This is a genomic window from Streptomyces sp. NBC_00440 (assembly GCF_036014215.1).
Classification (GTDB): Bacteria; Actinomycetota; Actinomycetes; order Streptomycetales; family Streptomycetaceae; genus Streptomyces.
Genome location: NZ_CP107921.1, coordinates 1,666,962 through 1,688,860, shown reverse-complemented (window position 1 = coordinate 1,688,860; position 21,899 = coordinate 1,666,962). Strand labels below are relative to the sequence as shown.

General features: G+C 69.7%; 17 protein-coding genes. 8 read left to right on the top strand and 9 right to left on the bottom strand.

Annotated features, from left to right (window positions below; all coding sequences use genetic code 11):
• Nucleotides 1–7 precede the first annotated feature (7 nt).
• The 3 genes from OHB13_RS07625 to OHB13_RS07615 form a co-directional block, all read right to left on the bottom strand.
• Complete coding sequence (locus OHB13_RS07625; protein ID WP_328376444.1) at nt 8–1,300, bottom strand: ABC transporter substrate-binding protein; 1,293 nt, start codon at nt 1,298–1,300, stop codon at nt 8–10.
• A gap of 237 nt (nt 1,301–1,537) precedes the next feature.
• A complete protein-coding gene (gene helR, locus OHB13_RS07620) occupies nt 1,538–3,706 on the bottom strand; it encodes an RNA polymerase recycling motor ATPase HelR (protein WP_328376442.1) in 2,169 nt (722 codons plus the stop codon).
• 430 nt (nt 3,707–4,136) lie between these two features.
• Nucleotides 4,137–4,670, bottom strand: coding sequence for a hypothetical protein (locus tag OHB13_RS07615; RefSeq protein WP_266858096.1), 534 nt, complete (start codon nt 4,668–4,670; stop codon nt 4,137–4,139).
• Nucleotides 4,671–4,730: 60 nt separating this feature from the next.
• Between OHB13_RS07615 and OHB13_RS07610 the strand changes: the two genes are divergently transcribed.
• Nucleotides 4,731–6,866 (top strand): tetratricopeptide repeat protein, encoded by a 2,136-nt coding sequence (locus OHB13_RS07610; RefSeq protein ID WP_328376440.1) that lies wholly within the window; start codon nt 4,731–4,733, stop codon nt 6,864–6,866.
• A 25-nt stretch (nt 6,867–6,891) separates the two neighbouring features.
• Here the strand turns inward: OHB13_RS07610 and OHB13_RS07605 are convergent, their stop codons facing one another.
• Complete coding sequence (locus OHB13_RS07605; protein WP_328376439.1) at nt 6,892–8,568, bottom strand: translation initiation factor 2; 1,677 nt, start codon at nt 8,566–8,568, stop codon at nt 6,892–6,894.
• Nucleotides 8,569–8,891: 323 nt separating this feature from the next.
• Between OHB13_RS07605 and OHB13_RS07600 the strand changes: the two genes are divergently transcribed.
• The gene (locus OHB13_RS07600) at nt 8,892–9,635 is read left to right on the top strand and encodes a DUF7873 family protein (RefSeq protein WP_328376437.1); all 744 of its coding nucleotides are present in this window, start codon (nt 8,892–8,894) and stop codon (nt 9,633–9,635) included.
• A gap of 396 nt (nt 9,636–10,031) precedes the next feature.
• On the opposite strand, the gene OHB13_RS07595 is transcribed toward OHB13_RS07600, so the two are convergent.
• Nucleotides 10,032–10,418, bottom strand: a complete 387-nt coding sequence (locus OHB13_RS07595) for a nuclear transport factor 2 family protein (RefSeq protein WP_328376435.1) — start codon at nt 10,416–10,418, stop codon at nt 10,032–10,034.
• Between the two features lie 39 nt (nt 10,419–10,457).
• Between OHB13_RS07595 and OHB13_RS07590 the strand changes: the two genes are divergently transcribed.
• Complete coding sequence (locus OHB13_RS07590) at nt 10,458–11,099, top strand: uridine kinase (protein WP_328376433.1); 642 nt, start codon at nt 10,458–10,460, stop codon at nt 11,097–11,099.
• Nucleotides 11,100–11,210: 111 nt separating this feature from the next.
• Here the strand turns inward: OHB13_RS07590 and OHB13_RS07585 are convergent, their stop codons facing one another.
• The gene (locus tag OHB13_RS07585) at nt 11,211–12,659 is read right to left on the bottom strand and encodes a WGR domain-containing protein (protein ID WP_266858108.1); all 1,449 of its coding nucleotides are present in this window, start codon (nt 12,657–12,659) and stop codon (nt 11,211–11,213) included.
• 212 nt (nt 12,660–12,871) lie between these two features.
• Between OHB13_RS07585 and OHB13_RS07580 the strand changes: the two genes are divergently transcribed.
• Nucleotides 12,872–13,234: a cupin domain-containing protein gene (locus OHB13_RS07580; protein WP_266858110.1), complete on the top strand. Its 363-nt coding sequence runs from the start codon at nt 12,872–12,874 to the stop codon at nt 13,232–13,234.
• 196 nt (nt 13,235–13,430) lie between these two features.
• On the opposite strand, the gene OHB13_RS07575 is transcribed toward OHB13_RS07580, so the two are convergent.
• Nucleotides 13,431–13,982: a methylated-DNA--[protein]-cysteine S-methyltransferase gene (locus OHB13_RS07575; protein ID WP_328376430.1), complete on the bottom strand. Its 552-nt coding sequence runs from the start codon at nt 13,980–13,982 to the stop codon at nt 13,431–13,433.
• Nucleotides 13,983–14,066: 84 nt separating this feature from the next.
• Between OHB13_RS07575 and uvrB the strand changes: the two genes are divergently transcribed.
• From uvrB to OHB13_RS07555, 4 genes are all read left to right on the top strand, one after another.
• Complete coding sequence (gene uvrB, locus OHB13_RS07570; RefSeq protein WP_328376428.1) at nt 14,067–16,199, top strand: excinuclease ABC subunit UvrB; 2,133 nt, start codon at nt 14,067–14,069, stop codon at nt 16,197–16,199.
• A gap of 283 nt (nt 16,200–16,482) precedes the next feature.
• The gene (locus OHB13_RS07565; protein ID WP_266861166.1) at nt 16,483–17,049 is read left to right on the top strand and encodes a TerD family protein; all 567 of its coding nucleotides are present in this window, start codon (nt 16,483–16,485) and stop codon (nt 17,047–17,049) included.
• A 150-nt stretch (nt 17,050–17,199) separates the two neighbouring features.
• Nucleotides 17,200–19,176: a TerD family protein gene (locus OHB13_RS07560; protein ID WP_328376426.1), complete on the top strand. Its 1,977-nt coding sequence runs from the start codon at nt 17,200–17,202 to the stop codon at nt 19,174–19,176.
• Nucleotides 19,177–19,468: 292 nt separating this feature from the next.
• Nucleotides 19,469–20,458, top strand: a complete 990-nt coding sequence (locus tag OHB13_RS07555) for a TerC/Alx family metal homeostasis membrane protein (protein WP_266858117.1) — start codon at nt 19,469–19,471, stop codon at nt 20,456–20,458.
• Between the two features lie 54 nt (nt 20,459–20,512).
• Here OHB13_RS07555 and OHB13_RS07550 read toward each other — a convergent pair whose 3' ends face one another.
• Together OHB13_RS07550 and OHB13_RS07545 are read right to left on the bottom strand one after the other, a co-directional pair.
• Nucleotides 20,513–21,169 (bottom strand): MBL fold metallo-hydrolase, encoded by a 657-nt coding sequence (locus OHB13_RS07550; protein ID WP_266858118.1) that lies wholly within the window; start codon nt 21,167–21,169, stop codon nt 20,513–20,515.
• 76 nt (nt 21,170–21,245) lie between these two features.
• A complete protein-coding gene (locus OHB13_RS07545) occupies nt 21,246–21,869 on the bottom strand; it encodes a maleylpyruvate isomerase family mycothiol-dependent enzyme (RefSeq protein ID WP_328376422.1) in 624 nt (207 codons plus the stop codon).
• Nucleotides 21,870–21,899: the final 30 nt, after the last annotated feature.

Below are 21,899 nucleotides of genomic sequence, written 5' to 3'. Positions count from 1 at the left end.
TGCCTCCTCAGGCGTTGCGGTACGCGCCCTGGAGCGCGGAGAGAATACGGCGGGAGCTGACGCCCGGGGTGAAGGCGGTGCTGGTGGCCTGGATCATCGGCTGGACGGCCGACGGCGGTACGTAGAGGTCGGGCAGCACCACCTGGCTGACGCTGCTGCCCAGTTGCTGTGCCTTGGCGACCAGCGGGAACGTGTCGCTCAGGGTGTCCGTCCGTACCGCCATGTCCCGGCCGCCCTCCGATACGAACCGGCTGACGACCTCCGGCCGGTACATGAAGCGGACGAACTTCTCGACGGTCTCGATCTTCCTGGTGCCGTTGGGGCTGACCCAGAAACCGGAGACGGTGAAGGTCCGCAGGATGGTCGGCTTGTCGTGCACAGCGCCGGGAGGCAGCGGCCAGCCGCCGACATCCGTCTGGCTGGCAACGTTGTCAGGAACGCGGGCGAGCGCGGAGGACATCGCCGACTGCATGGCGGCCGCCCCGGTGTTGAACTGCGTCGTCATCGAGTCGGTGGTGAGCCCCTGGGCCTTGTCGGTGAAGACACCGGCGTCCCGCAGCTCGACGAAGTACTCGATGCCTTCCCGTGCGCCCTTGATCCCGCTGAAGTCGCCGGTGGCGTAGAGCTTCTTGGCCTGGTCGGCGGTCAGGAAGGACTGGATGATCTGGGCGAGGAGCTTCTGCCCCGTCCAGTCGTTGCCGCCGATGGTGACGGGGGCGGTGCCCTTCGCGCGGAGTTTCCTGGCCGCGGCGATCAGCGCGTCCCCGGTGAGCGGGATGTCCTCGACGCCTGCCTTCCGCATCAGGCCGCGGTTGAAGGCGACGGGCCAGTTGCTCGCGATGTACGGGAGGGCGCGGAGCCGGCCCTTCTCGTCGGTCCACTCGGCGAGCGCGGCGGGCAGGATGCGCTTGCGCAGGTCCCAGTCGTCGAGATAGCCGCTGACGGTCACCGTGGCGCCGAGTTCGGTCCAGGAAACGGTCTTGTCGTAGAGGTTGACCATGACGACGTCGGCCTCTTTGTGCGCCAGCCGCGACGTCTCGTAGACCTGTCCCAACTCGTCCCCGTTGATCAGGGTCTTGACCTTGAGTCCCGGGTTCTCCTTGCGAAACATGTCGAGCACGGCCCGGAAGGTCGCGGAGCCGGGCGCGGTGCCGCCCAGCGAACTGTGGACGACCAGGGTGTCGGGGTCGGACTCGTCCCCTCCGAGCATCCCGCACCCGGAAAGACCGGGCACGGCGACACCGGCGGCGACGGCCGCACCCGCGGAGATGAACCCACGGCGATTCAGCATGGAACGCACGGCGTGCGGCCTCCTACGGGGGAGCAGGGGAGTGGGCACCCGGCAGGTGGTTAATCGATACACCTTCGAGGTGGGAGCACCGTACGAGGCAGCGGGGGAGTGGTCAACCCCCCGTTGCACATGGTGAACCGGGGTGGTGGGGACGGGCGAAATCGGGTGTTCGTCCCGCCGGTGCAGAGCATTCGTCCGGCCGGGGCGAGGTGTTCGTGCGGCCGGTGCGAGGGAGACGGGCCGGTGTCAGGGGCTGGTGAGGATGACCAGTTGCCGGGTGGCCCGGGTCATCGCGACATAGCGGTCGACAGCTCCTTCGATGCCCTCACCGAACGTCTCCGGGTCGATCAGGACGACCAGGTCGAATTCGAGGCCCTTCGACAGCTCCGGGGTCAGCGACCGGACACGGGACGTCGACCGGAACGCGGGATCGCCGATGACGCACGCGATTCCCTCGGCCTGTGCGGCGAGCCAGGTGTCGAGGACCGCTGCCAGATCCGCGGCGGATCCGTGTACTACGGGGACCCCGGTGCTGCGGATGGAGGCCGGGACGTTGGCGTCCGGGAGCGCGGCCCGGATGACCGGCTCGGCTTCCGTCATGATTTCTTCCGGCGTCCGGTAGTTGACGCTCAGGGAGGCCAGGCTGATCCGGTCGAGCCCGACCCGTTCGAGCCGTTCCCGCCACGGCTCCGTGAACCCGTGCCTGGCCTGGGCGCGGTCCCCGACGACGGTGAAGCTCCGGGACGGGCACCGGAGCAGCAGCATCTGCCACTCCGCGTCGGTCAGCTCCTGCGCCTCGTCCACGACGACATGTGCGAACGGTCCTGCGAGCAGGTCCGGTTCGGCGCCGGGCCGTGCGGTCTCGTCGACCAGGCTGTCCTTGATGTCCTGTCCGCGCAGCATCGTCAGCACACCTTCACCGTCGTCGTCCGCGTCGAGCAGGGTGTCGACGACCATGGCCATCTGCTCGCGTTCGGCGGCGACGGCGGCGTTGTGCCGGTGCTCGCGCCGTGACGCCTCCGGGTCGCCGAGCCGCTGCCGTGCCGCGTCCAGGAGCGGCAGGTCGGACACCGTCCAGGCCTGGGCGTCCGCGCGCTGCAGCCGCCGGACGTCGTCGGGGCCGAGCCAGGGGGCGCACATCCGCAGATAGGCGGGCACCGACCACAGGTCTCCGACGATGTCAGCCGCTTCGAGCAGTGGCCATGCGCGGTCGAAGGCGGTGAGCAGCTCGCGGTCCTGCGGCAGCGACTTGCGGAGCAGTTCGGCCGGTACATCGCCGTCGTCGTGCTGGTCGGTCCTGACCACCTTGTCCGCCAGGATCGTGAGCAGCTCCTCCCGGACCTGGTCGCGCGCCTCGTTGTGCGGAGTGCCCGGTTCCGCTGCTTCGAACGCGACGGCCCAGTCGTCGGCGCTCAGCCAGATGTCGGACCAGTGGGTCGTGACCGTCATGCCCTTGGCGGGCGGCTCCTCGTAGAACCTGACGGCCGTCTCGACCGCCCCGACCAGGTCCGCGGACGACTTCAGGAGGGCCACGCCCGGGTCGGTCTCGGTCCCTGCCGCGGCCCCCTCGGCGACGAGGTCCCGCAGCGTGCAGGTCTGCACGCCCTCCTCTCCGAGGCTGGGGAGGACGTCGGCGACGTACCCCAGGTACGGCTGGTGCGGACCGACGAACAGCACGCCGCCCCGGTGATGACCGAGGTGGGGGTCGGAGTAGAGGAGGTAGGCGGAGCGATGCAGAGCGACGACGGTCTTTCCGGTACCCGGGCCGCCGTCGACGACGAGCGCGCCGCGGGATCCCGCGCGGATGATGGCGTCCTGATCGGCCTGGATGGTGCTGAGTACGTCTCGCATCCGTGGCGACCGATGGGCGCCCAGGCCGGCGATGAAGGCGGACTGGTCGTCGAGCGCGGCATGGCCGGCAAACCCGTCCGAGGTGAACACCTCGTCCCAGTAGTCGCTGATGAGACCGTCCGTCCAGCGATATCTGCGGCGGCTCGCCAGGCCCATCGGGTTGGCGTGGGTGGCTCCGAAGAACGGCTCGGCCGCGGGGGAGCGCCAGTCGAGCAGCAGCCGGCGGCCCGCGCTGTCCTTGAGGCCGAGGCGTCCGACGTACACCGGGTCGGCGCTGTCGGCGCCGACCATGTGCCCGAGGCAGAGATCCAGGCCGAAACGGCGCAGTGTGCGCAATCGGGCGGTCAGCCGGTGGATCTCCATGTCCCGGTCCATCGCCTGCCGGCCGATGCCGCCGGGCGCCCTGCGCTCGGCATCGAGGCGGGCGGAGAGCTCGGCGATCGACTGGTCGAGGCACTCCGAGATGGCCGCGAAGTGCTGCTCATCGCCGGAGATCAGTGCCGGGTCGGCCTTGGGGGAGAGACGGTCGGGGAGATCGAACGCTCTGGTGGGCAGAGGGTTCACGTCGCTGGTTCCGATCTGTTGGGTCCGATCCGAGGTGGCTCGCGGCCGTTGCGCGCGTCCTTGCCGTCCTTGTGCTCAGCCCGCGCTCAGCACGCGCGCAGCACGGCTTCTGGACCGGTGTGACGAAGTGGGCGGGCTTGGCGGCCATCACTGCGGGCATCACTGCGGGCATGGCGGCGGCGCATTTCGCGACCGGCGCTTGTGTTTCTGTTTCCTTTTCCTTTTCTGTTTCCGTGGATTCCGGCCTCGGCCGACGATTCTGCGGTACGACCGGGGCCTTGCCGCAAGCCCCCCAGTGCGCTATAAATTAAAAGTGGCAAGGAGTGGGTAACCCTCCTTGCCTTTTGTTTTGCCTCCCGCCGTCCGCTCGGGAGAGGCTCAGCCTCCCGAGCGGGGCGTGGCCCCCGGCGTCACGGGCGTGGCCCCGGCGTCACAATGACTTCGACCAGTCGGTCAGAGTGGTGAAGTCCCTCTCCCGCAAGCCGTGTCGGGGGGCTATCCGCAGGAGGAGCGACGGCGCGTCATGGTGTGTCGTGACATGAGCCGTGTCCAGGTCCGTGATCATGTCGTCCACCCAGGCGAAGGGGCGGCCCGCGGCCCACTCCAGGAGTGGGCGGGTCTTCCAGTAGAGCCCGTCGGGATCCGTCGCGAAGAGCTCGGGCCATTCGATGACCGGAAGGGCGCGCGGCAGGCCGATGGCCGGGGCGATCATCTCGTTCGCCTCGTGCATCCAGGTGGTCGCCCACACGAGTTCGAAGGGGAGGGCGGTGAGGCGGGCGCCGTGCTCCGGATGGAGCCGCACGCACAGGCCGCGCCGGTGGGCCCGGGAACCCGGTGTCTGGCGCGCGAGCCAGTTCGCCGGGTGGAAGCGGTGGGCCGTGTATCCGCGCAGGCGGGCGAGCCGGGCGGAGTACGGGTTGAGGGGGCCATCCACGTCGATCAGCAGCAGCGGGCGATCCGTCATGGCCCATTACTTCCCCTGGCGGAGCACCCCAATGTCAGTGGTACTGCATAGAGTTGACACGTGGTCGAAGAGACGCGGAACAGCGTGAGCGGGCAGGCCCGAGTGGGGACGGTCGTGCAGGCCGGAAGCGTGGGGGAGGTCCACTTTCATCAGAGTGCGGATACAGGTCCTGAGATCACCGCGTTCCAGCTGCCGCCCGGCGCGGCGCACTTCGTCGACCGGGACACCGAACAGGCCTCTGTGGCCAGGGTGGTTCAGGAACACAGAGGAACGGGCCGAGCCGTCGGCGGAGTTGCTGCGGAGCGGCCGCTCGTCGTAGCGGTCCATGGGCTGCGCGGCGTCGGTAAGACAGCGCTCGGGGTGCGGCTCGCGCGGGGGCTGGCCGAGGAATTTCCTGATGCCCTGCGGTTCGTCGACCTCGACGACCACCGCCGGGACGGCGGCGTCGAGACAGCCGAGGTCCTGGGAGAGCTGCTCCGCTCGCTGGGCGTGCGGCCGGACTGGGTGGAACCGGCGTACGCCGGGCGCCGTCGGCAGTACTGGGCCCGCACTCAGGGCAGACGCCTGGTCCTCGTGGTCGACAACGTCAGGTTCGGGCTTGAGCTGGAGCAGCTGATGCCCGCATCGGCGGACTCCGTCGTGATCGCCATCGGCCAGGGCCGGCTGGACGACCTGAAGGGCGGCGCCGATCTGGAGATTCCGCTGGGCCCGCTCGGAGACGAGCACGCGGCGCAGCTGCTGCGCGCCATCGCCGACGATCCGCGCTTCTCCACCGAACCCGCGGCAGCCGAGGCCCTGGCCAGGGCGTGCGGCGGCCTGCCCGCCGCGCTGGAGGTCGCGGGCGAGTGGCTGCGCAAGCACCGCAGGAGGACACTGATGCGGCTGGTCGCTCAGCTGACCGACGAGCTGGCGGAGAGGGGCCTCCCCTTGGTCGAAGCTGTCTGGGACGCGGCATACGGAGACCTCGGACCGGATGCCGCCCGGCTGTACCGGCTGCTCGCGGTGCACCCCGGCCCGTATCTCCTGCCGGAGGCTGTTACCGCACTGTTCGGCGAGGGCGCGGACGCCGCCGATGACGCTCTGGAAGAGCTGGAGCGGGCCAGTCTGCTGCTGTCAGGGCGGGGCGGCCGCCCGGCGATGCACGATCTGCTCCGGGCCCATGCAGTGCGCTGCGCACGGCGTCACGGCGGGGAGACCGAGGCCGCTGAGGCACGCGGGCGGGTGATCCGCTGGTATCTGCGCCAGGCCCAGCGGGCGGACGCGCTGGCCGCCGGACCGCGCATGAAGTTCGCCGACGCGATGCCCGCCGTCGAGGGAGCACCGGATGTGGAGTTCGCGGCGGGCAAGCTGGGCGCCCTGCGGTGGCTGGAGGGCGAGCACCTCGCACTGTACGGATGCGTCCGTGCGGCCTACGCGTACGGCATGGACACCGAGGCCTGGGCGCTCTGCGAACCCTTGTGGACGCATTTTCTCGACCATGCGCACTACGGCGAGGTGACCGAGGCCTTCCGCACGGGCCGGGACGCCGCCCAGCGTGCGGGGCACATCGCCGCCCTGGTGCGGATGCGCTGCCAACTGGCCCGCCCGCTGTGGGAACAGAAGCGGTACGAGGAGGCGGAGACCGAGGTGGGGCTCGCAGTGGGCGGCGCCCGGCTGCTCGGCGGAGCCCCGGCGGACGGCGAGCTGAAACTGTGGGCGTCCGCGCTGGAGTTCCGCGGCCGGGCCCGCTCCGAACAGGGGGACTGGGCGAGCGCCGTACCGGACTTCGAGGAGTCCCGGCAGATCCACACCCGGATCGGCAACCCCTACGGGGTACTGCTCCAGACCCACCTGCTGGGCCAGGCCGCCGCGGCTCTGGGCGAACCGGACCGGGCGGCAACGCTGTTGGCACGCGCCCACGAGATGGCCCGGGAGCAGGAGCGCGAACGGATGACCGCCAGGACCGGCTTCGAGCTGGGCCGGGTGCTGCAGGGGCTCGCCCGCCGGGAGGAGGCCGCCGCACTCTACGCGGCCGCTCTGGACGGGGCCCGTGAGCGTGGCTCCGGGCGGGACGAGGTGCGGGTCCTGGAGGCGCTCGGCTCGTTGGCGGCGGACTGCGGCGACGAGGAGGCGGCCTCGGCGCACCGGGCGTCGGCCCGGGCGATCCGCGAACGGGAGGGCGGTCTCCCGGACACCGGCGCGGGCGGCCCGTCCTGATCCGCACGTGCCTGATGCGTGGCGGCTACAGCTCGTGCGCGGCCTCGTCGTCGGCGGCGGGAGCCAGATGTGCACGGTACGTCCGGCCCGCCACTTCGCAGTGCAGGGTGACCGGAGCGCCGGGTTGCGGGTTGTCGGGGTACGGATTGTCGGTGAGCCAGGCGTGCACACCGGAGAGAACGGCGGCCGGATCGGTCCGTACGACCGTCCCTTCGTCGGAGGATCCCTCGACGCGGACGGTGAGCAGAGGAGTCTGCGCCCTGCGGAGCAGCCAGCGGGAGCCGGAGAGTTCGACGGCGGCGGTACGGCGCCCCGGGTGGTCCGCGAGCGTATGTGCGGTCCAGCCGGCTGCCGTCCAGGTGACGGAGTGCGGCGCGGTCCGGTCGGGCCGGGTACGGCGGCGGAAGAGCAGTGCCGCGCTCTGGGACAGGGGGGCGGTGGCGCGTTCCAGTTCCACCGCGAGGTGATGGGCCGGGAGTTCGGCGGGGGCGGGACGGCGTTCGATACGGATCTCCGCCCCGTGGATCTCCGTTTGCACGGCGAAGGCTGTCGGGGTGCTCGGGGCAGGAGCGGGCGGCGGAAGAGGGCGGGCGCTGATAGCGGCCGTCGGGGGAGCGATGGCCAACAGCGCGTAGAGCTCGGTACGCAGTCGGTCCAGGGCCCTGCCCTGTTCGGCGAAGGCCGGTGCGGCCAGGGCGCGGACCGCTTGCGGCGAGTGGGCTGCCAGCGCCGGTTCCAGGTCTGCCGCCGTGTCCAGGACCGTTACCCGGGAGAGGAGTTCGGCCATCGGTGTGCCGGGGATGAGTTCGCTGCCGCCGTCGCATCCCGCTGCCATCGGGATGCCGAGGGCCGCCGCGTACAGCGCAGTCGAGCCGTGGTCGGTGATGACGCCGTCGGCCGCCACGAGGACCGAGGCCCACTCCTCGTACGGCCGCGGCAGGAGCAGCCCTGACGCGAGAGCGGGGGAGAGGGCCTGCCGCAGGTCGTACGAGCCCGTCCTGCTGTGCTCGTTCGGATGCACGATCAGCGCCAACTGGTAGGCGTCGCAGTCAAGATGCTCGGCCAGCTCGGTGGGCAGATCGGGCCGCCGCTCCAGCAGGGACTCCGGTCCCCAGGTCGAGGTGAGGGCGATGAGCCTGCGGTCTCCGGTCCCGAGAGAGGCGCGATAGGCGTCACGGCGCGGAAGCGATGCGAGCATACGGTCCAGTACGGGGTCTCCGACCACGCTCGCGCGGGCGGCGGCCGCCGGGCAGCCGGCCGCGAGCCGTGCGACCTGGCCGGGGTGGGCGAGCCCGTGCAGATCAGCAAGGGGCCGGCCGTCGCGCAGCAGCCACGCCGGATCGAGCCCGGAGGCCGAATCGGCGGATCCTTCCCCGGCGAGCGACTTGTTGAAGCCCGCTCCGTGCGGGAGCAGGGCGAGCGGTCCGGTGAGCAGGTCCAGATCGCCTTTGGGGCTGGCGGCGACAATCAGGTCGTACGGCTGCCGCAGGGCCTCCGCCCAGGGGACGGTGCGCGCATCCGCGGCCTCGATCGCGGCGAGTGCGTCGACCCCGAAGTCAGAGCCCGGGACCAGAGTGAACCGGCGGCGGCCGATCCGGTTGTCACCGGCGAAGACCGGCGCTACGTCGAGAAGCCGGTGCAGGGCGGTTGCCGAACGCGCCGCGAAGAGGACCGACTTCTGACGGTTTCCCGATCCGTTCATCCGGCTGCTGCCCGCTGCCTGCTGCCTGCTGCCTGCTGCCTGCTGCCTGCTGCCTGCTGCCTGCTGCCCGCTGCCCGCTGCCCGCTGCCCGCTGCCCGCTGCCCGCTGCCCGCTATTGGATTGTTCATCCTAGTCCGCGGGGTACTGCCAGATATGGCGTTTTTGCCATTCTCTGGTGTAGGTGATGGCTTGGGCAGTGGCATGCCGAGATCCTACCGGGGGTGCCACTGCCGTTCCTCTCCCCCTGAACTGCGGCAGCCCCCCTGAACTCCGGCAGCAATAATCCCTGGATCTACGGGAGTTGTCGCTGATACGTTCCATCCGTGGCGAAACTCAATCAGATCATCGCAGTCGAAAAGGGAATCAAGTCAAAGTCCCACCAGGACCTCACCGCGACCCAGCAGGGACTGCAGAAGCCGGTCCTGCTGTCGGGAATTTCCCGCACCTACCAGCCGAAGGACGAGGAGGGCGAGCAGTTGCCGCCCGAGTCCACGCGGGTACAGGTGCAGGCCGAGGACGTGCTGCGGGACACCGCCGCCACCCTGACCAGGCTCTTCGATGTCACCGCCACCAAGGACTGGGCGAACTGCTCCGCCCGCGCCGATGTGAAGGTCGACGGACGCGTGCTGCTCACCGCCGTGCCGGTCTCCTATCTGCTTTTCCTGGAGAAACAGCTCACCGATCTCCATTCCTTCGCACGGAAGCTGCCGATTCTCGACGCATCCGAATTCTGGGTGCAGGACCCGTCGACCGACGCATGGAAGACCGAGCCGGTGCGCACGGTCCGTACGAGGAAAGTGCCCCGCAACCACGTCAAGGCCGAGGCGACCGAAAACCATCCGGCGCAGGTCGAGGTGTATTACGAGGATGTGCCGGTCGGTTACTGGACCACAGTGAAGTTCTCCGGTGCGCTGCCCGCCCGCCGGGTCAATGAGCTGGTGGGCCGGATCGAGAAGCTTCAGCAGGCGGTGAAGTTCGCACGCGAGGACGCGAACAGCGCCGACGTCACCGACGAGCACGTGGGCGATGCGGTATTCGGCTACCTCTTCGGGGACGGGCAGGGGTAGCGTCACAGACTCCCCGGCCGCCTCAGTGCGGCCCGGGGTGCGCGAGGAGCGCAAGCTGAAACTGAAGTTCGTCGTGATGCAGCGGCATGAGCCGCGTCCCATCTCAGACTCTCGCTCCAGACTCAGCATTCGCCGCTCATCGCCGGTCCGACCGGGCACGGGCTTGGTCGTCGGTTGCCGGTTCGACCCCGGCCCGCCCCTCTCCCTGGGGCGGTAGCTCAATGGCAGAGCGCGACGACGTAACAGCTGACCTGTGCCCTCAAGCGAGCCGGCGTGTGCAGTGGGGCGGCATCATCAGGGCCCGGGGGTTGGACATACCTCCGGGCCCGCTCCATGCCACCGTGCTGGCTTCCCGCTGCCCCCACTGTTCCCCTCTCCGTTCCCCGTCCCCCTCCTCTACTCCTCCTCGCCGCGCTCTTCGACGGCAAGGACCGTTCCGTACGCGCCGAAGCCCGCGATCACCAGGCCGTCCCGGAACGTCAGCACCTCATAGACCCGCCCTCCGATCTGGTTCCGATAGTCGATCACGAGCGAGTCCACCCCCGCCCGCACGTCCATGACGTCGAAGTGCAGATCGGGGATACGGGCGAGCCCCGTCCGCCAGTACGCCCGCAGCTCGTCCTTGCCACGAACCGTTCCTGACGCGTCACCGTTGAAGTGCTCGATCATCGGCGAACTGAAGGTCACGTCCTCGTGGTAGTGCGCGAGAATGCGCTCCAAGTCGTGCGAGTTCCAGTCCTCCCGCCACTCCGCGGCGAACTTCTGCGCGAATTCCAGATCCATACGGCCGATCGTAGAGGCCGGTTCGGTGATGATGAACGGGTGCGACTCGAAGCGATCTCCTGGGAACGGCTGACCGACGCTCTGGCCCGGAGCGCCGACGAACTGAAGGCCGCGGACGGCGGTCCCTGGCCCAAGATCGCGGTGGACGGTGCGCCCGCCGCCCCCACCGGAGAGCTGGCGACCGCGATCGCCGAGGGGCTGCGGGCCCGCGGCCGGTCCGTCCATGTGGTCAGTACGCAGGGCTTCCTGCGCCCGGCCTCACTCCGGTACGAGTACGGGAAACGTGACCCCGACACGTACTACAGCGATTGGTTCGACACCGGCGCGCTCTGGCGTGAGGTCTTCGGCCCCCTGGAGGCGGGCGGCAGCGGACGCGTGCTGCCCGACCTCTGGGACCCGGTGACCGACCGCGCCACACGCAGTCCGTATCAGCGGCTGCCGGACGGCGGGGTGCTCATCGTGCAGGGGCCGTTGCTGTTCGGACACTGGTTTCCCTTCGACCTGAGCGTTCATCTGCGGCTCTCGGCGGGCGCACTCCAGCGCCGCACCGGTACGGACGAGCAGTGGACGCTGTCCGCCTTCCAGCGGTACGAGGAAGAGGTCGCTCCCGCGGAGACCGCGGATGTGGTCGTACGGGCGGATCACCCCGGCCATCTCGCCTGGAGCGGGCCACCGGCCTGAGCCGGAAAGCCTCACCAGGTACGGAAGGCCCTGGCCATGAAGGCACCTGGACATGAGGGCACTTGGCTACGAAGGTCATCCTGGCTACGCAGATCCCTGCACGCGAGGTCCCTAGACCAGGCGCTTTATCTCGCCCCGCACCCGGTAGAAGCCGCCCGACGAGGAGTGCAGGGCGTCCACCACATAACGCGCGCCCGGCTGCCGTATCCCCCGGGGGAACTGCACGTGCCAGGTCGGCTCATAGCCGTCCGACACCACCTGGACCCGCAGCCGGCCCCCGACCTGGACGCACTCCACGACGATCCCGGCGCCCGGGGCGGGGAGCGCGCTCACCGTGGCCACGTCCGCCGTCGGAGTGTAGGTGGGCAGCGCCGCGGCCTGCTTGACATCCACGGCGACCGGCAGGCTTCCGCCCTGCGCCGCGGTGATCGCCGCCTCACTCGCGTCGATGCAGGCCAGCGAGCCGTCGGTGGTCACGACATAGAGCTTCTCGTCGTGGTACTGCATGGAGAGCGCCGAACCGCCGCCCGTTCCCAGCTTCCACAGCCGGGTGCCGTCCGAGGTGAAGCAGTAGACCGACGAGGCCAGGTCGCCCGCGAAGACATACTCACCGTCGGCGGATGTCGCACACGAGTACACGGCCGCGTCGCACTGGTACCGCGCTTCGCTCCGGCCGGTCGCCTTGGAGAGCCGCTCGACCACCTGACGGCCGGTGCCCGCGTACACCGACGTCTCCTCCTGCCAGCCGAAGAGCACGCCGCCGAAGGTGTCCGTGTGCCACAACTCGCCGCTGCCGTCGGCCGCGTACGCCGTCACGCCGTGCGTGTGCCCGTGGTAGACCGCGTGGTCGTCGGCCCGCACCATCCAGGCGTTGTTGCCCTTGGAACGGCGCGACCACTGGAACTCGTCCTCGTGGTCGATGACGGTGAGACCGCCGTTGTGGTCCGACACGTTCAGCACGCCCTCGTGGATGTCCAGCCAGAAGATGTCCACGTCCTCCGCGATCTCGTAGGCGGCGAACGGCACCTTGGACGACAGGTCGTACACCTTGCCGTCGTCGCAGCCCGCGTAGATCCAGAAGTCGTCGGCGACCAGGCACTTGACCCCGTCGGGCAGCGAGAAGCGCGCCAGCACTTCGCCGTCGTGGCCCAGCGTGTACACATCGCCGCGCTGATTGCCCACCCAGCAGTGGTCCTCGTCGATATGGATCCCGAACGCCGAAGTGCCGGTACGGAAGCGCCAGAGGACGGGCGCCGTGGCCCGGGCTGTCGAGGGGGCGGAGGTCACCTGACGGCGGGTCACCGCCCGCGCCGCCCGCTGCCCCTGCACCGCGGGGGCGTACCCCTTCCGGACCTTCTCGCCCACCTTCTTCGCCGCGGCCGCCTGTGCCTTGGCCGCGGTGGGGAAGGTCGAGACCTGGCGCTGGCCGTCCGCACCGATCCGGCCGTACCGCACAGCCACCGTCGTCCCGTTCACGGTCACTTCGTAGAACTTGTGCGCTCCGGCGCCCTCCTGGGACAGCTCCAGATATGTCGTCACTCCCGACCCGCCAGTGGCCACAGCACACCCCTCCCCATGGACCGGCCCGACCGGCCTGTCCAACTGATTCCAAGCTAGACGCGACCACTGACAATCGGCCGCGCACGCCCGGTGAGGCTCCCGCCGGAACGGGAAGGTGATGGCCCAGCAGAACGGGAAGGTGATGGTCCAGCCGGCACGGCCCGTGGACACCGGATTCATCCAGGCCGGCCCGGTCGCTAAGGTTGCCCGCCATGACGACAAGTGATCAGACACCGCCCTCCTTCGCCGTGCACATACCGGATGCCGAACTGGAGCCCGAGCCGCTCGACCCCGCGCAGATCGTGTCCGGAGACCCCGTGGTCACCGGCAAGGTCCTGTGGGAGTCCGCGGACGGCACACAGCTGCGCGGTATCTGGCAGATCACGCCCGGAGTGGTGACCGACACCGAGGCCAACGAACTGTTCGTGGTCGTCAGCGGGCGTGCGACCGTCGCGGTCGAGGGCGGCGAGACGCTGCGGATCGGCCCCGGCGACGCGTGTGTGCTGCGGGAGGGCGACCGCACGACCTGGACCGTCCACGAGACGCTGCGCAAGGCGTACCACATCAGCCTCTGAGGCATCTGAGGCCTTTGAGACATCTGAAGCCTCTGAAGGTACTGACCACGGGCCCGCCGGCCGCCGTGGCCCCGGGGCGCCCAGCGCGCCTGGCCGGGGCCGCGCAGGCCGCGGCCGTCGAGGAACACCCAGAACAGACGACGGTCGGACCAGAACAGACGACGGTCGTAACAGACGACCTCAGTACGGGCGACGCTCAGAACAGGGGCTGCGGCAGCACGCCCTCCAGCGCCAGGAGCTGCCGCTTCGTCTCCGTGCCACCGCCGAATCCGCCCAGACCGCCGTCGCTCTCCACCACCCGGTGACAGGGCACGACGACGGGGAGTGGGTTCGATGCCATCGCGACGCCCACCGCCTGCGCGGCCGCCGGCTGTCCCACCCGGCGGGCGAGGTCGCCGTACCCGACGACCGACCCGTACGGCACCCCGTCCGCCAGTTCGCGCAGCACCCGGCGGTTGAACCCGGCGGTCAGTGTCCAGTCCAGTGGCAGCGTGAAGGTGCGCAGGTCACCGTCGAAGTAGGCAGCCAGCTGGCGTATGGGCTCCGCCAGCCGCGGCGATTCCGGCGCTTCGACCGGCGCGGCAGCGAACCGTGCGGTCAGCTGCTCCAGCGCCCTGCGGCGCACCGCGGGAACGGCATGGAACATGACGCTCACCAGCCCCCTGCTGGTCGCGGCCAGCAGCAGCGGACCGATGTCGCTGGCGACCGTGGTCCACTCGATCTCGACGACCTGCGTTCCGTTCTCCACGCCCCCACCGTACGGCGGCCCACCGACAGCGCGGCCGGGCGGCGGACGGACCCGGTTGTCAGTGGGTGGTCGTACGGTGGTTGCATGCGGCCCGTTTCCAAGATCGAACGCACGGTGGCGCCTTTCGAGGTCGTCAGTCCCTACCAGCCCAGCGGTGACCAGCCGACGGCCATCGCTGACCTCGAAAAGCGTATCCGTGCAGGTGAGAAGGATGTCGTCCTGCTCGGTGCGACCGGCACAGGCAAGTCGGCGACCACCGCCTGGATGATCGAGAAGCTTCAGCGCCCCACGCTGGTGATGGCGCCGAACAAGACGCTCGCCGCCCAGCTGGCGAACGAGTTCCGCGAGTTGCTCCCCAACAACGCCGTCGAGTACTTCGTCTCGTACTACGACTACTACCAGCCCGAGGCGTACGTACCGCAGTCCGATACGTACATCGAGAAGGACTCCTCGATCAACGAGGAGGTCGAGCGCCTGCGCCACTCCGCGACGAACTCGCTGCTGACCCGCCGCGACGTGGTCGTGGTCGCCTCGGTCTCCTGCATCTACGGCCTCGGCACGCCGCAGGAGTACGTGGACCGGATGGTGTCCCTCAAGGTCGGCGAGGAGCTGGACCGGGACGAGCTGCTGCGCCGGTTTGTCGACATCCAGTACACGCGCAATGACGTTGCGTTCACCCGGGGCACCTTCCGGGTACGGGGCGACACCATCGAGATCTTCCCGGTGTACGAGGAGCTCGCCGTCCGGATCGAGATGTTCGGCGACGAGATCGAGGCGCTCTCCACGCTGCACCCGCTCACCGGCGAGATCATCAGCGAGGACGAGTCCCTCTACATCTTCCCGGCGACCCACTACGTGGCGGGCCCGGAGCGCATGGAGAAGGCGGTCAACGGCATCGAGAAGGAGCTGGAGGAGCGGCTCGCGGAGCTGGACAAGCAGGGCAAGATGCTGGAGTCCCAGCGGCTGCGCATGCGCACCACCTACGACCTGGAGATGTTGCGCCAGATCGGCAGCTGCTCCGGTGTCGAGAACTACTCGATGCACTTCGACGGCCGCGACCCCGGCACGGCACCCAACACCCTCATCGACTACTTCCCGGAGGACTTCCTGCTCGTCCTGGACGAGTCGCATGTCACCGTTCCGCAGATCGGCGCGATGTACGAGGGCGACGCCTCCCGCAAGCGCACCCTGGTCGACCACGGCTTCCGGCTGCCGTCCGCCCTGGACAACAGGCCGCTGAAGTGGGAGGAGTTCCAGAAGCGCATCGGGCAGACCGTCTACCTCTCCGCCACACCGGGAAAGTACGAACTCTCCCGGGGCGACGGCTTCGTGGAGCAGATCATCCGCCCCACCGGGCTCGTCGACCCCGAGGTCGTCGTCAAGCCCACCGAGGGACAGATCGACGACCTGGTCCACGAGATCCGTACGCGTACCGAGAAGGACGAGCGGGTCCTGGTCACCACGCTCACCAAGAAGATGGCCGAAGACCTGACCGACTACTTCCTCAACCTGGGCATCCAGGTGCGCTATCTGCACAGTGATGTGGACACGCTGCGCCGTATCGAGCTGCTGCGCGAGCTGCGGGCGGGGGAGTACGACGTGCTGGTCGGCATCAACCTGCTGCGTGAGGGGCTCGACCTCCCCGAGGTGTCGCTGGTCGCCATCCTCGACGCCGACAAGGAAGGCTTCCTCCGGTCGGGCACGTCGCTGATCCAGACGATCGGCCGTGCGGCGCGGAATGTCTCCGGGCAGGTCCACATGTACGCGGACCGGGTCACCCCGGCGATGGAGAAGGCCATCGAGGAGACCAACCGCCGCCGCGAGAAGCAGGTCGCGTACAACAAGGAGCGCGGGCTCGACCCGCAGCCGCTGCGTAAGAAGATCAACGACATCGTCGCGACGATCGCGCGCGAGGAGGTCGACACCGAGCAGCTGCTCGGCACGGGTTACCGCAAGGCGAAGGACGGGAAGCAGCCGCAGGCCCCGGTGCCCGCGCTGGGCGGTGCGGCAGTCAAGGGCGGCAAGAGCGCGAAGGGGGCGAGGAAGGTCCCGACCGACCGCCCCGCCGAGGAACTGGCCGGGATCATCGAGGAGATGACCGAGCGGATGCGCGCCGCCGCAGCGGACCTGCAGTTCGAGGTGGCCGCCCGGCTCCGTGACGAAGTCGGTGAGCTGAAGAAGGAGTTGCGCCAGATGAAGGAGGGCGGGCTGGCCTGACCCGCCCGGCCTGACCCAGCCGACCCTGCTGTCGCAGAACGACTGGTGCAGGAGCGATCGCAGGAGCGGCTCCTGACAGAACCGCTACTGCCAGAAGTGCTGCTGCCGGAACAGCTCTTGCCAGAACGGCTCTTGCCAGGACGACTGTTGCAAGAGCGACACAAAAACGCCCCGGCCCTCCTGCGGTGTCCGCGCGACTGCGTAGGGTGCGGGGAAAACGTGGGGAAACAGGAAGAAGGGACAGCGCGTGACGGCCAATTTTGCCAAGGGCCCTGGCGTCAATCTGACCAAGGGGCAGGCCATCAGCCTGCAGAAGAACGACGGGGGCACCCTGACGGCGGTGCGGATGGGACTCGGCTGGCAGGCGGCACCGCGCCGTGGGCTGTTCGGTTCCCGCACCCGGGAGATCGACCTCGACGCATCGGCGGTGTTGTTCGCCGACAAGCAGCCCGTGGACGTGGTGTTCTTCCGCCACCTCGTCAGCGACGACGGCTCGGTGAAGCACACCGGTGACAACCTGGTCGGCGGCGCGGGCCAGGGCGGCGACGACGAGGCGATCCTCGTCGATCTCGCCCGGGTCCCGGTCCACATCGACCAGATCGTCTTCACGGTGAACTCGTTCACCGGTCAGACGTTCCAGGAGGTGCAGAACGCCTTCTGCCGCATCGTCGACGAGACCAACGGCGAAGAGCTCGCCCGCTACACGCTCGACGGCGGCGGCCAGTTCACGGCCCAGATCATGGCGAAGGTGCACCGTTCGGGCGGTGGCTGGCAGATGACGGCCATCGGCAACCCGGCCAACGGCCGCACGTTCCAGGACCTGATGCCGGCGATCCTGCCGCACCTGTAGGCGCCACCACCCGGCCGGTCACCACCACCCGGCTCTCTCCGAGAGTGCGCGAGCAGTTCCCGGCAGCACGAGGCTGCCGGGAACTGGCTGTTCCGGCCGGCGGAACCGCAAGCTGACGACCGAGTGCAACGCGACGAGGGGACACGCGCGATGACGGCCGAGCTGGTCCGGGGGCAGAACCATCCCCTGCCCGTGGCCCGACTGGAAATCCGGGTGTCGGCAGGGAAGCCGGTCCTGGCCGGTGCCACGCTCAGCGACGAGCAGGGCCGGGTCCGCGGCGCGGAGTGGGTGGCCCATCCCGGATCTCCGCAGCTGCCCGGCCTCGAAGTGTCCCGGCAGGCGGCGGCGGACCACCGGCTCGCGGTGGACCTGGAAGCACTGCCGGAGGCCGTGCACCGGGTGAACGTCCTGCTGGCTCTGCCCACCGGCCCCGGCGGCCCCAGCTCGTTCGCCTCCGTCGCCGCACCCTTCACCGCTGTCACCGGGCCGGCCGGTGCGGAGGTCGTCAGCTACACCATCACCGGACTGGGCGCCGAGTCGGCAGTCGTCGCCCTGGAGCTCTACCGCAGACAGGGAGCCTGGAAGGTCCGTGCCGTCGGCCAGGGGTACGCGGGCGGCCTTGCCGATCTGCTCGGTGACCAGGGGCTGCCGGGCGCCCGGGACCTCGCGGACGCGATCCAGGCCGCAGCCGTCGGCAGCGCGGCCCGCTCGGTGGCCCCGCCGTGCACCGCGCAGGCCCCGCCGCATACCGTGCCGGGCGGCGATGTGCGTCCCGGCCCGGGCTTCGGTGACCGTCCCGAGGAACGTGCCACCACCCCCGTGCCACAGTCCCCGCGACCGGTGCCGGGCGAGGGACCGGGCGTTCCCGGAGCCGGCGGGCGCCCCGAGGGCGGCCCGGTCGACTACACGCATCCGCGCCGGCAGCGCGCCGCGCCTCCGACGCCGCCCCCGGCTGTGCCCGGCCCCCGGCCCGGCGAGCAGCACCGGCCCGTCGCGGGCGACGCCACCGGCTGGTCCATGGAGGAGCGTCTGTACAACCAGGTCCGGGGCATGTTCGAGGACCTATCCCGGGCGGCCGCCGCGTACCGCAGCGCTGTCGATTTCGCCGACTCGCGTCTGGAACGCGAGATCGACGAGGCGCTCTCCGACCCGCGCAGCCGTACCGGTTCCGCAGGTGCCGAAGCCCGGAGACAGGCGCAGGAGAAGCGGGACGGGCTGGCAGCTCGGGCACGAGAGGTGCTCGACCGGGACCTCGACCAGCTCGTCGCCGAGTCCGAGGTGGTCGAGCCGGCCCTGGCCCCGGCCTTCGCCCGCTGGGACCACCCCGTCTGGCACGGGTACCGCGTCCCGGCCGAGGCTCCGCTCGCGCTGCGCGCCGGTGATCTGCACCTTCCGGTCCGTCCCGGGCTGCGCATCCCGATGCTGGTGCGGCTGCCACTTGAGCGCGGCCTCTGGGTCGACAGCGGCCGTACCGGATCCGGGGCGGAGCTGGACTCCGCCGGGCTGCGCACCCGCGCCATGGACACCGCCGTCGCCCACGCCGCTCGCCTGCTCGCCGTCCACCCGGCGGGGGAGTTCACCGTGCAGGTGATCGATCCGGCGGGCTCGGGCGCAGGACCGCTGGCTCCGCTGACCGCCTCCGGAGTGCTCGACGCACCGCCGGCGACCGGCGCGCAGGGGGTGGCTGCCGTACTGGCGCGCCTGGTGCAGCGGGTGGATCTGGTGCGGATGGCGGTGCGCGGAGGTGCGGCCGACTCCCTCCCGCCGGATCTGGACCCGGCGGAGCAGCTGCTGATCGTCAACGACTTCCCGCACGGTTTCGATGACCGCGCCCTCACACACCTGCGCTACCTGGCCGACGAGGGGCCCTCCGTCGGTGTCCATCTGCTGATGGTCGCCGACCGGGAGGACGCACGGGAGTACGGTCCGGTGCTCGACCCGCTATGGCGTTCGCTGCTGCGCATCACCCCGGTCCCGGACGACCACATAGCCGACCCCTGGGTCGGGCATGCCTGGACGTACGAACCGTCGCTGCCGCCACCGGGCAGTGAGGTGCTGCGGAACGTGCTCGACCAGGTCGCCGCGGCCCGCCGAGTCTGGCCCCGACCGGTTCCCCCAGCCCCTTGAGGTGCCTTCAGGCCCTTCCGGTCCTCCCGGATCGCTGCCGTCTCCGTACCTCTCTGCACTCTTGACCTGCGTGCTTGGATTATTCTTTACCAAGCTCTTTACCTTCCCTTGGTGTTCCCTGTACTGTTCTTGGTGCGGAGGGGAGTACTCCCCAAGTGCGGCGCACCCGTCAGTACGGACCTGTCAGGTCCCGGGGCGCCGGCCCGATGAGCCGGTCCGTCCGGCGCGGGTGGAAGAGACCTCCGGCAGCGACGACGCTGATCAAGTAGCCGTAGCAAACGCCGGAGGCGTAATGGACGTGTCACTGACCCTGTGGGCCCTGACCATTCTTGGCCTGGGCGCCCTGATCGCGGCCGACTTCGTGATCGGTCGCAAGCCCCATGACGTATCGGTCAAGGAGGCCGGTGTCTGGACCGTGGTCTGGATCGCCCTGGCCGCGCTCTTCGGCCTCGGCCTGCTGCTCTTCGGCGGCGGCCAGGCGTCCGGCGAGTTCTTCGCGGGCTTCATCACCGAGAAGTCGCTGAGCGTCGACAACCTCTTCGTCTTCATCCTGATCATGGCGAAGTTCTCGGTGCCGTCCCACCTGCAGCAGCGGGTGCTGCTGTTCGGTGTCCTGATAGCCCTGGTGCTGCGTGCGGTCTTCATCGCGGCGGGCGCGGCGATCATCGCCGGCTTCTCGTGGGTCTTCTTCCTCTTCGGTGCGTTCCTGATCTACACCGCCTGGAAGCTCATCAAGGAAGCGCGTTCGGGCGACGAGGAAGAGGAGTTCGAGGAGAACCGCCTCCTCAAGTCGGTCGAGCGGCGTTTCGGCGTGGCCGACCGCTACCACGGCACCAAGCTCTTCATCCAGCAGAACGGCAAGCGGATCATGACGCCGCTGATGGTCGTGATGCTCGCCATCGGCACCACCGACGTGCTGTTCGCGATGGACTCGATCCCCGCGATCTTCGGCCTCACCAAGGACCCGTACATCGTCTTCACGGCCAACGCCTTCGCCCTCATGGGGCTGCGCCAGCTGTACTTCCTCATAGGCGGCCTGCTGAAGAAGCTGGTGCACCTCAGCTACGGGCTGTCGGTCATCCTCGGCTTCATCGGCGTCAAGTTGCTGCTGCACGCGCTGCACGAGTCCGGGGTGCCCGTCCCGGAGATCTCCATCCCCGTCTCGCTGGCGGTCATCTGCGGCGTGCTGATCGTCACCACGGTCACCAGCCTCCTCGCCAGCAGGAAGCAAGCGGCAGCGGAGGCGGCCGGGGCGTCGGACAAGGACGGCATCGACGCCTGACGGCCGGTCGGCCCAGGGAGAAAAAGGGGGCAGGTCTACGGGTACGCCCGCGGCTCACCAGCCGCGGGCGCGCCACTCCGCGAGGTGTGGGCGCTCATTGCCCAGCGTGGTGTCGTGCCCGTGCCCCGGGTAGACCCAGCTCTCGTCGGACAGCCGGTCGAAGAGCTTCTCCTCGACACCGTCGAGCAGGCTGGTGAAGGCCTTCGGGTCGTCGAAGGTGTTCCCGACCCCGCCGGGGAAGAGGCAGTCGCCGGTGAAGACATGCGGGTGGCCGTGCGGGTCGTCGTAGATGAGTGCGATCGAGCCCGGGGTGTGGCCGATCAGCCGGCGGGCGCTGAGCTCGACCCGGCCCACCCAGATCCTGTCACCGTCCTCCACGGGGACGTCGGTGGCGACCGGGATGCCCCCGACGTCGTACCGCCCCGCGTAGGTGCGGGCGCCCGTCGCGTCCACCACGTCCTGCAAGGACTGCCAGTGGTCGCCGTGGCGGTGTGTGGTGACCACGGAGGCGATCGAGTCGTCCCCGATCAGTTGCAGCAGCGTCTCGGTGTCGTTGGCCGCGTCGATCAGCAGCTGCTCTCCGGACTCCCGGCAGCGCAGCAGATACGCGTTGTTGTTCATCGGGCCCACCGCGACCTTGGAGATCATCAGAGCTGTCAGCTCGTGTACGTCCGCCGGGCCGCCGACCTTCACCACTCCGCTGTACGTCATGGTGCCGAGTCTAGAGCGGCAGACCGGGCCGGGGGGCGGGGGTGTTCGGTACGAAGTGCTGGTTCGGTACGGAGTACTAGAGCGACGGCAGTACCGGCAGCGCGCCGCCGCCGGGGACCGCCAGCCCCTTGCCGTCGCCGCGGCCCGACAGCCAGCCCAGCAGCGCCGTGGCGGGTCCTTCGACACCGGCCACCGCGGGATCGCCGGAGAAGCGGTCCCGCAGGAAGCCGATCTCCCGCCGGGTGAACTCCGCGGGAAGATCCGCCAGCTCGTAGCCGATGCCGAGATCGACGTGGTGCAGCTCGATCTCGGCCCACCGCCGGAAGGGGACGCGGGCGGCCGTGTCCGTGACGCCGTTGCGGAGGGTCACGGTGCGGGACCAGTCCGCGGGAAGTGCCGCGCGCTCACGGAGCCGGGCCGCGCTCTCGCGCAGGTCGGTCAGCTGTACGGCGAGCGGGCGGTGCGCGTCGCGCTCGATGTCGGCGTCGCGGGCCTCGGCGGATGCGTACATCGGCAGACCGGCGAGAACATTTCCGATCGCGTCGGCGTTACGTGAGAGATGGGCGAGGACATGACCGCGGGACCAGCCGGGGAGCCGTGACGGTTCCGCGGCCGTGGCGTTGTCCAGTCCGGCAGCCGCGGCCAGGAGCCGTTCGGTCGCCTCGTCCAGGGATTCCAGGTCGCGCACGTGATCGATCATGCGGCTGACGATAGGCCCCTCCACTCCTTC

What these genes read in the sequence shown, in the direction of transcription:
- OHB13_RS07615 (WP_266858096.1), bottom strand. Translation starts at nt 4,670, where the DNA reads ATGACGGATCGCCCGCTGCTGCTGATCGACGTGGATGGCCCCCTCAAC.
- OHB13_RS07605 (WP_328376439.1), bottom strand. Translation starts at nt 8,568, where the DNA reads ATGAACGGATCGGGAAACCGTCAGAAGTCGGTCCTCTTCGCGGCGCGT.
- OHB13_RS07595 (WP_328376435.1), bottom strand. Translation starts at nt 10,418, where the DNA reads ATGGATCTGGAATTCGCGCAGAAGTTCGCCGCGGAGTGGCGGGAGGAC.
- OHB13_RS07580 (WP_266858110.1), top strand. Translation starts at nt 12,872, where the DNA reads ATGACGACAAGTGATCAGACACCGCCCTCCTTCGCCGTGCACATACCG.
- uvrB (WP_328376428.1), top strand. Translation starts at nt 14,067, where the DNA reads ATGCGGCCCGTTTCCAAGATCGAACGCACGGTGGCGCCTTTCGAGGTC.
- OHB13_RS07560 (WP_328376426.1), top strand. Translation starts at nt 17,200, where the DNA reads ATGACGGCCGAGCTGGTCCGGGGGCAGAACCATCCCCTGCCCGTGGCC.
- OHB13_RS07555 (WP_266858117.1), top strand. Translation starts at nt 19,469, where the DNA reads ATGGACGTGTCACTGACCCTGTGGGCCCTGACCATTCTTGGCCTGGGC.
- OHB13_RS07550 (WP_266858118.1), bottom strand. Translation starts at nt 21,169, where the DNA reads ATGACGTACAGCGGAGTGGTGAAGGTCGGCGGCCCGGCGGACGTACAC.
- OHB13_RS07545 (WP_328376422.1), bottom strand. Translation starts at nt 21,869, where the DNA reads ATGATCGATCACGTGCGCGACCTGGAATCCCTGGACGAGGCGACCGAA.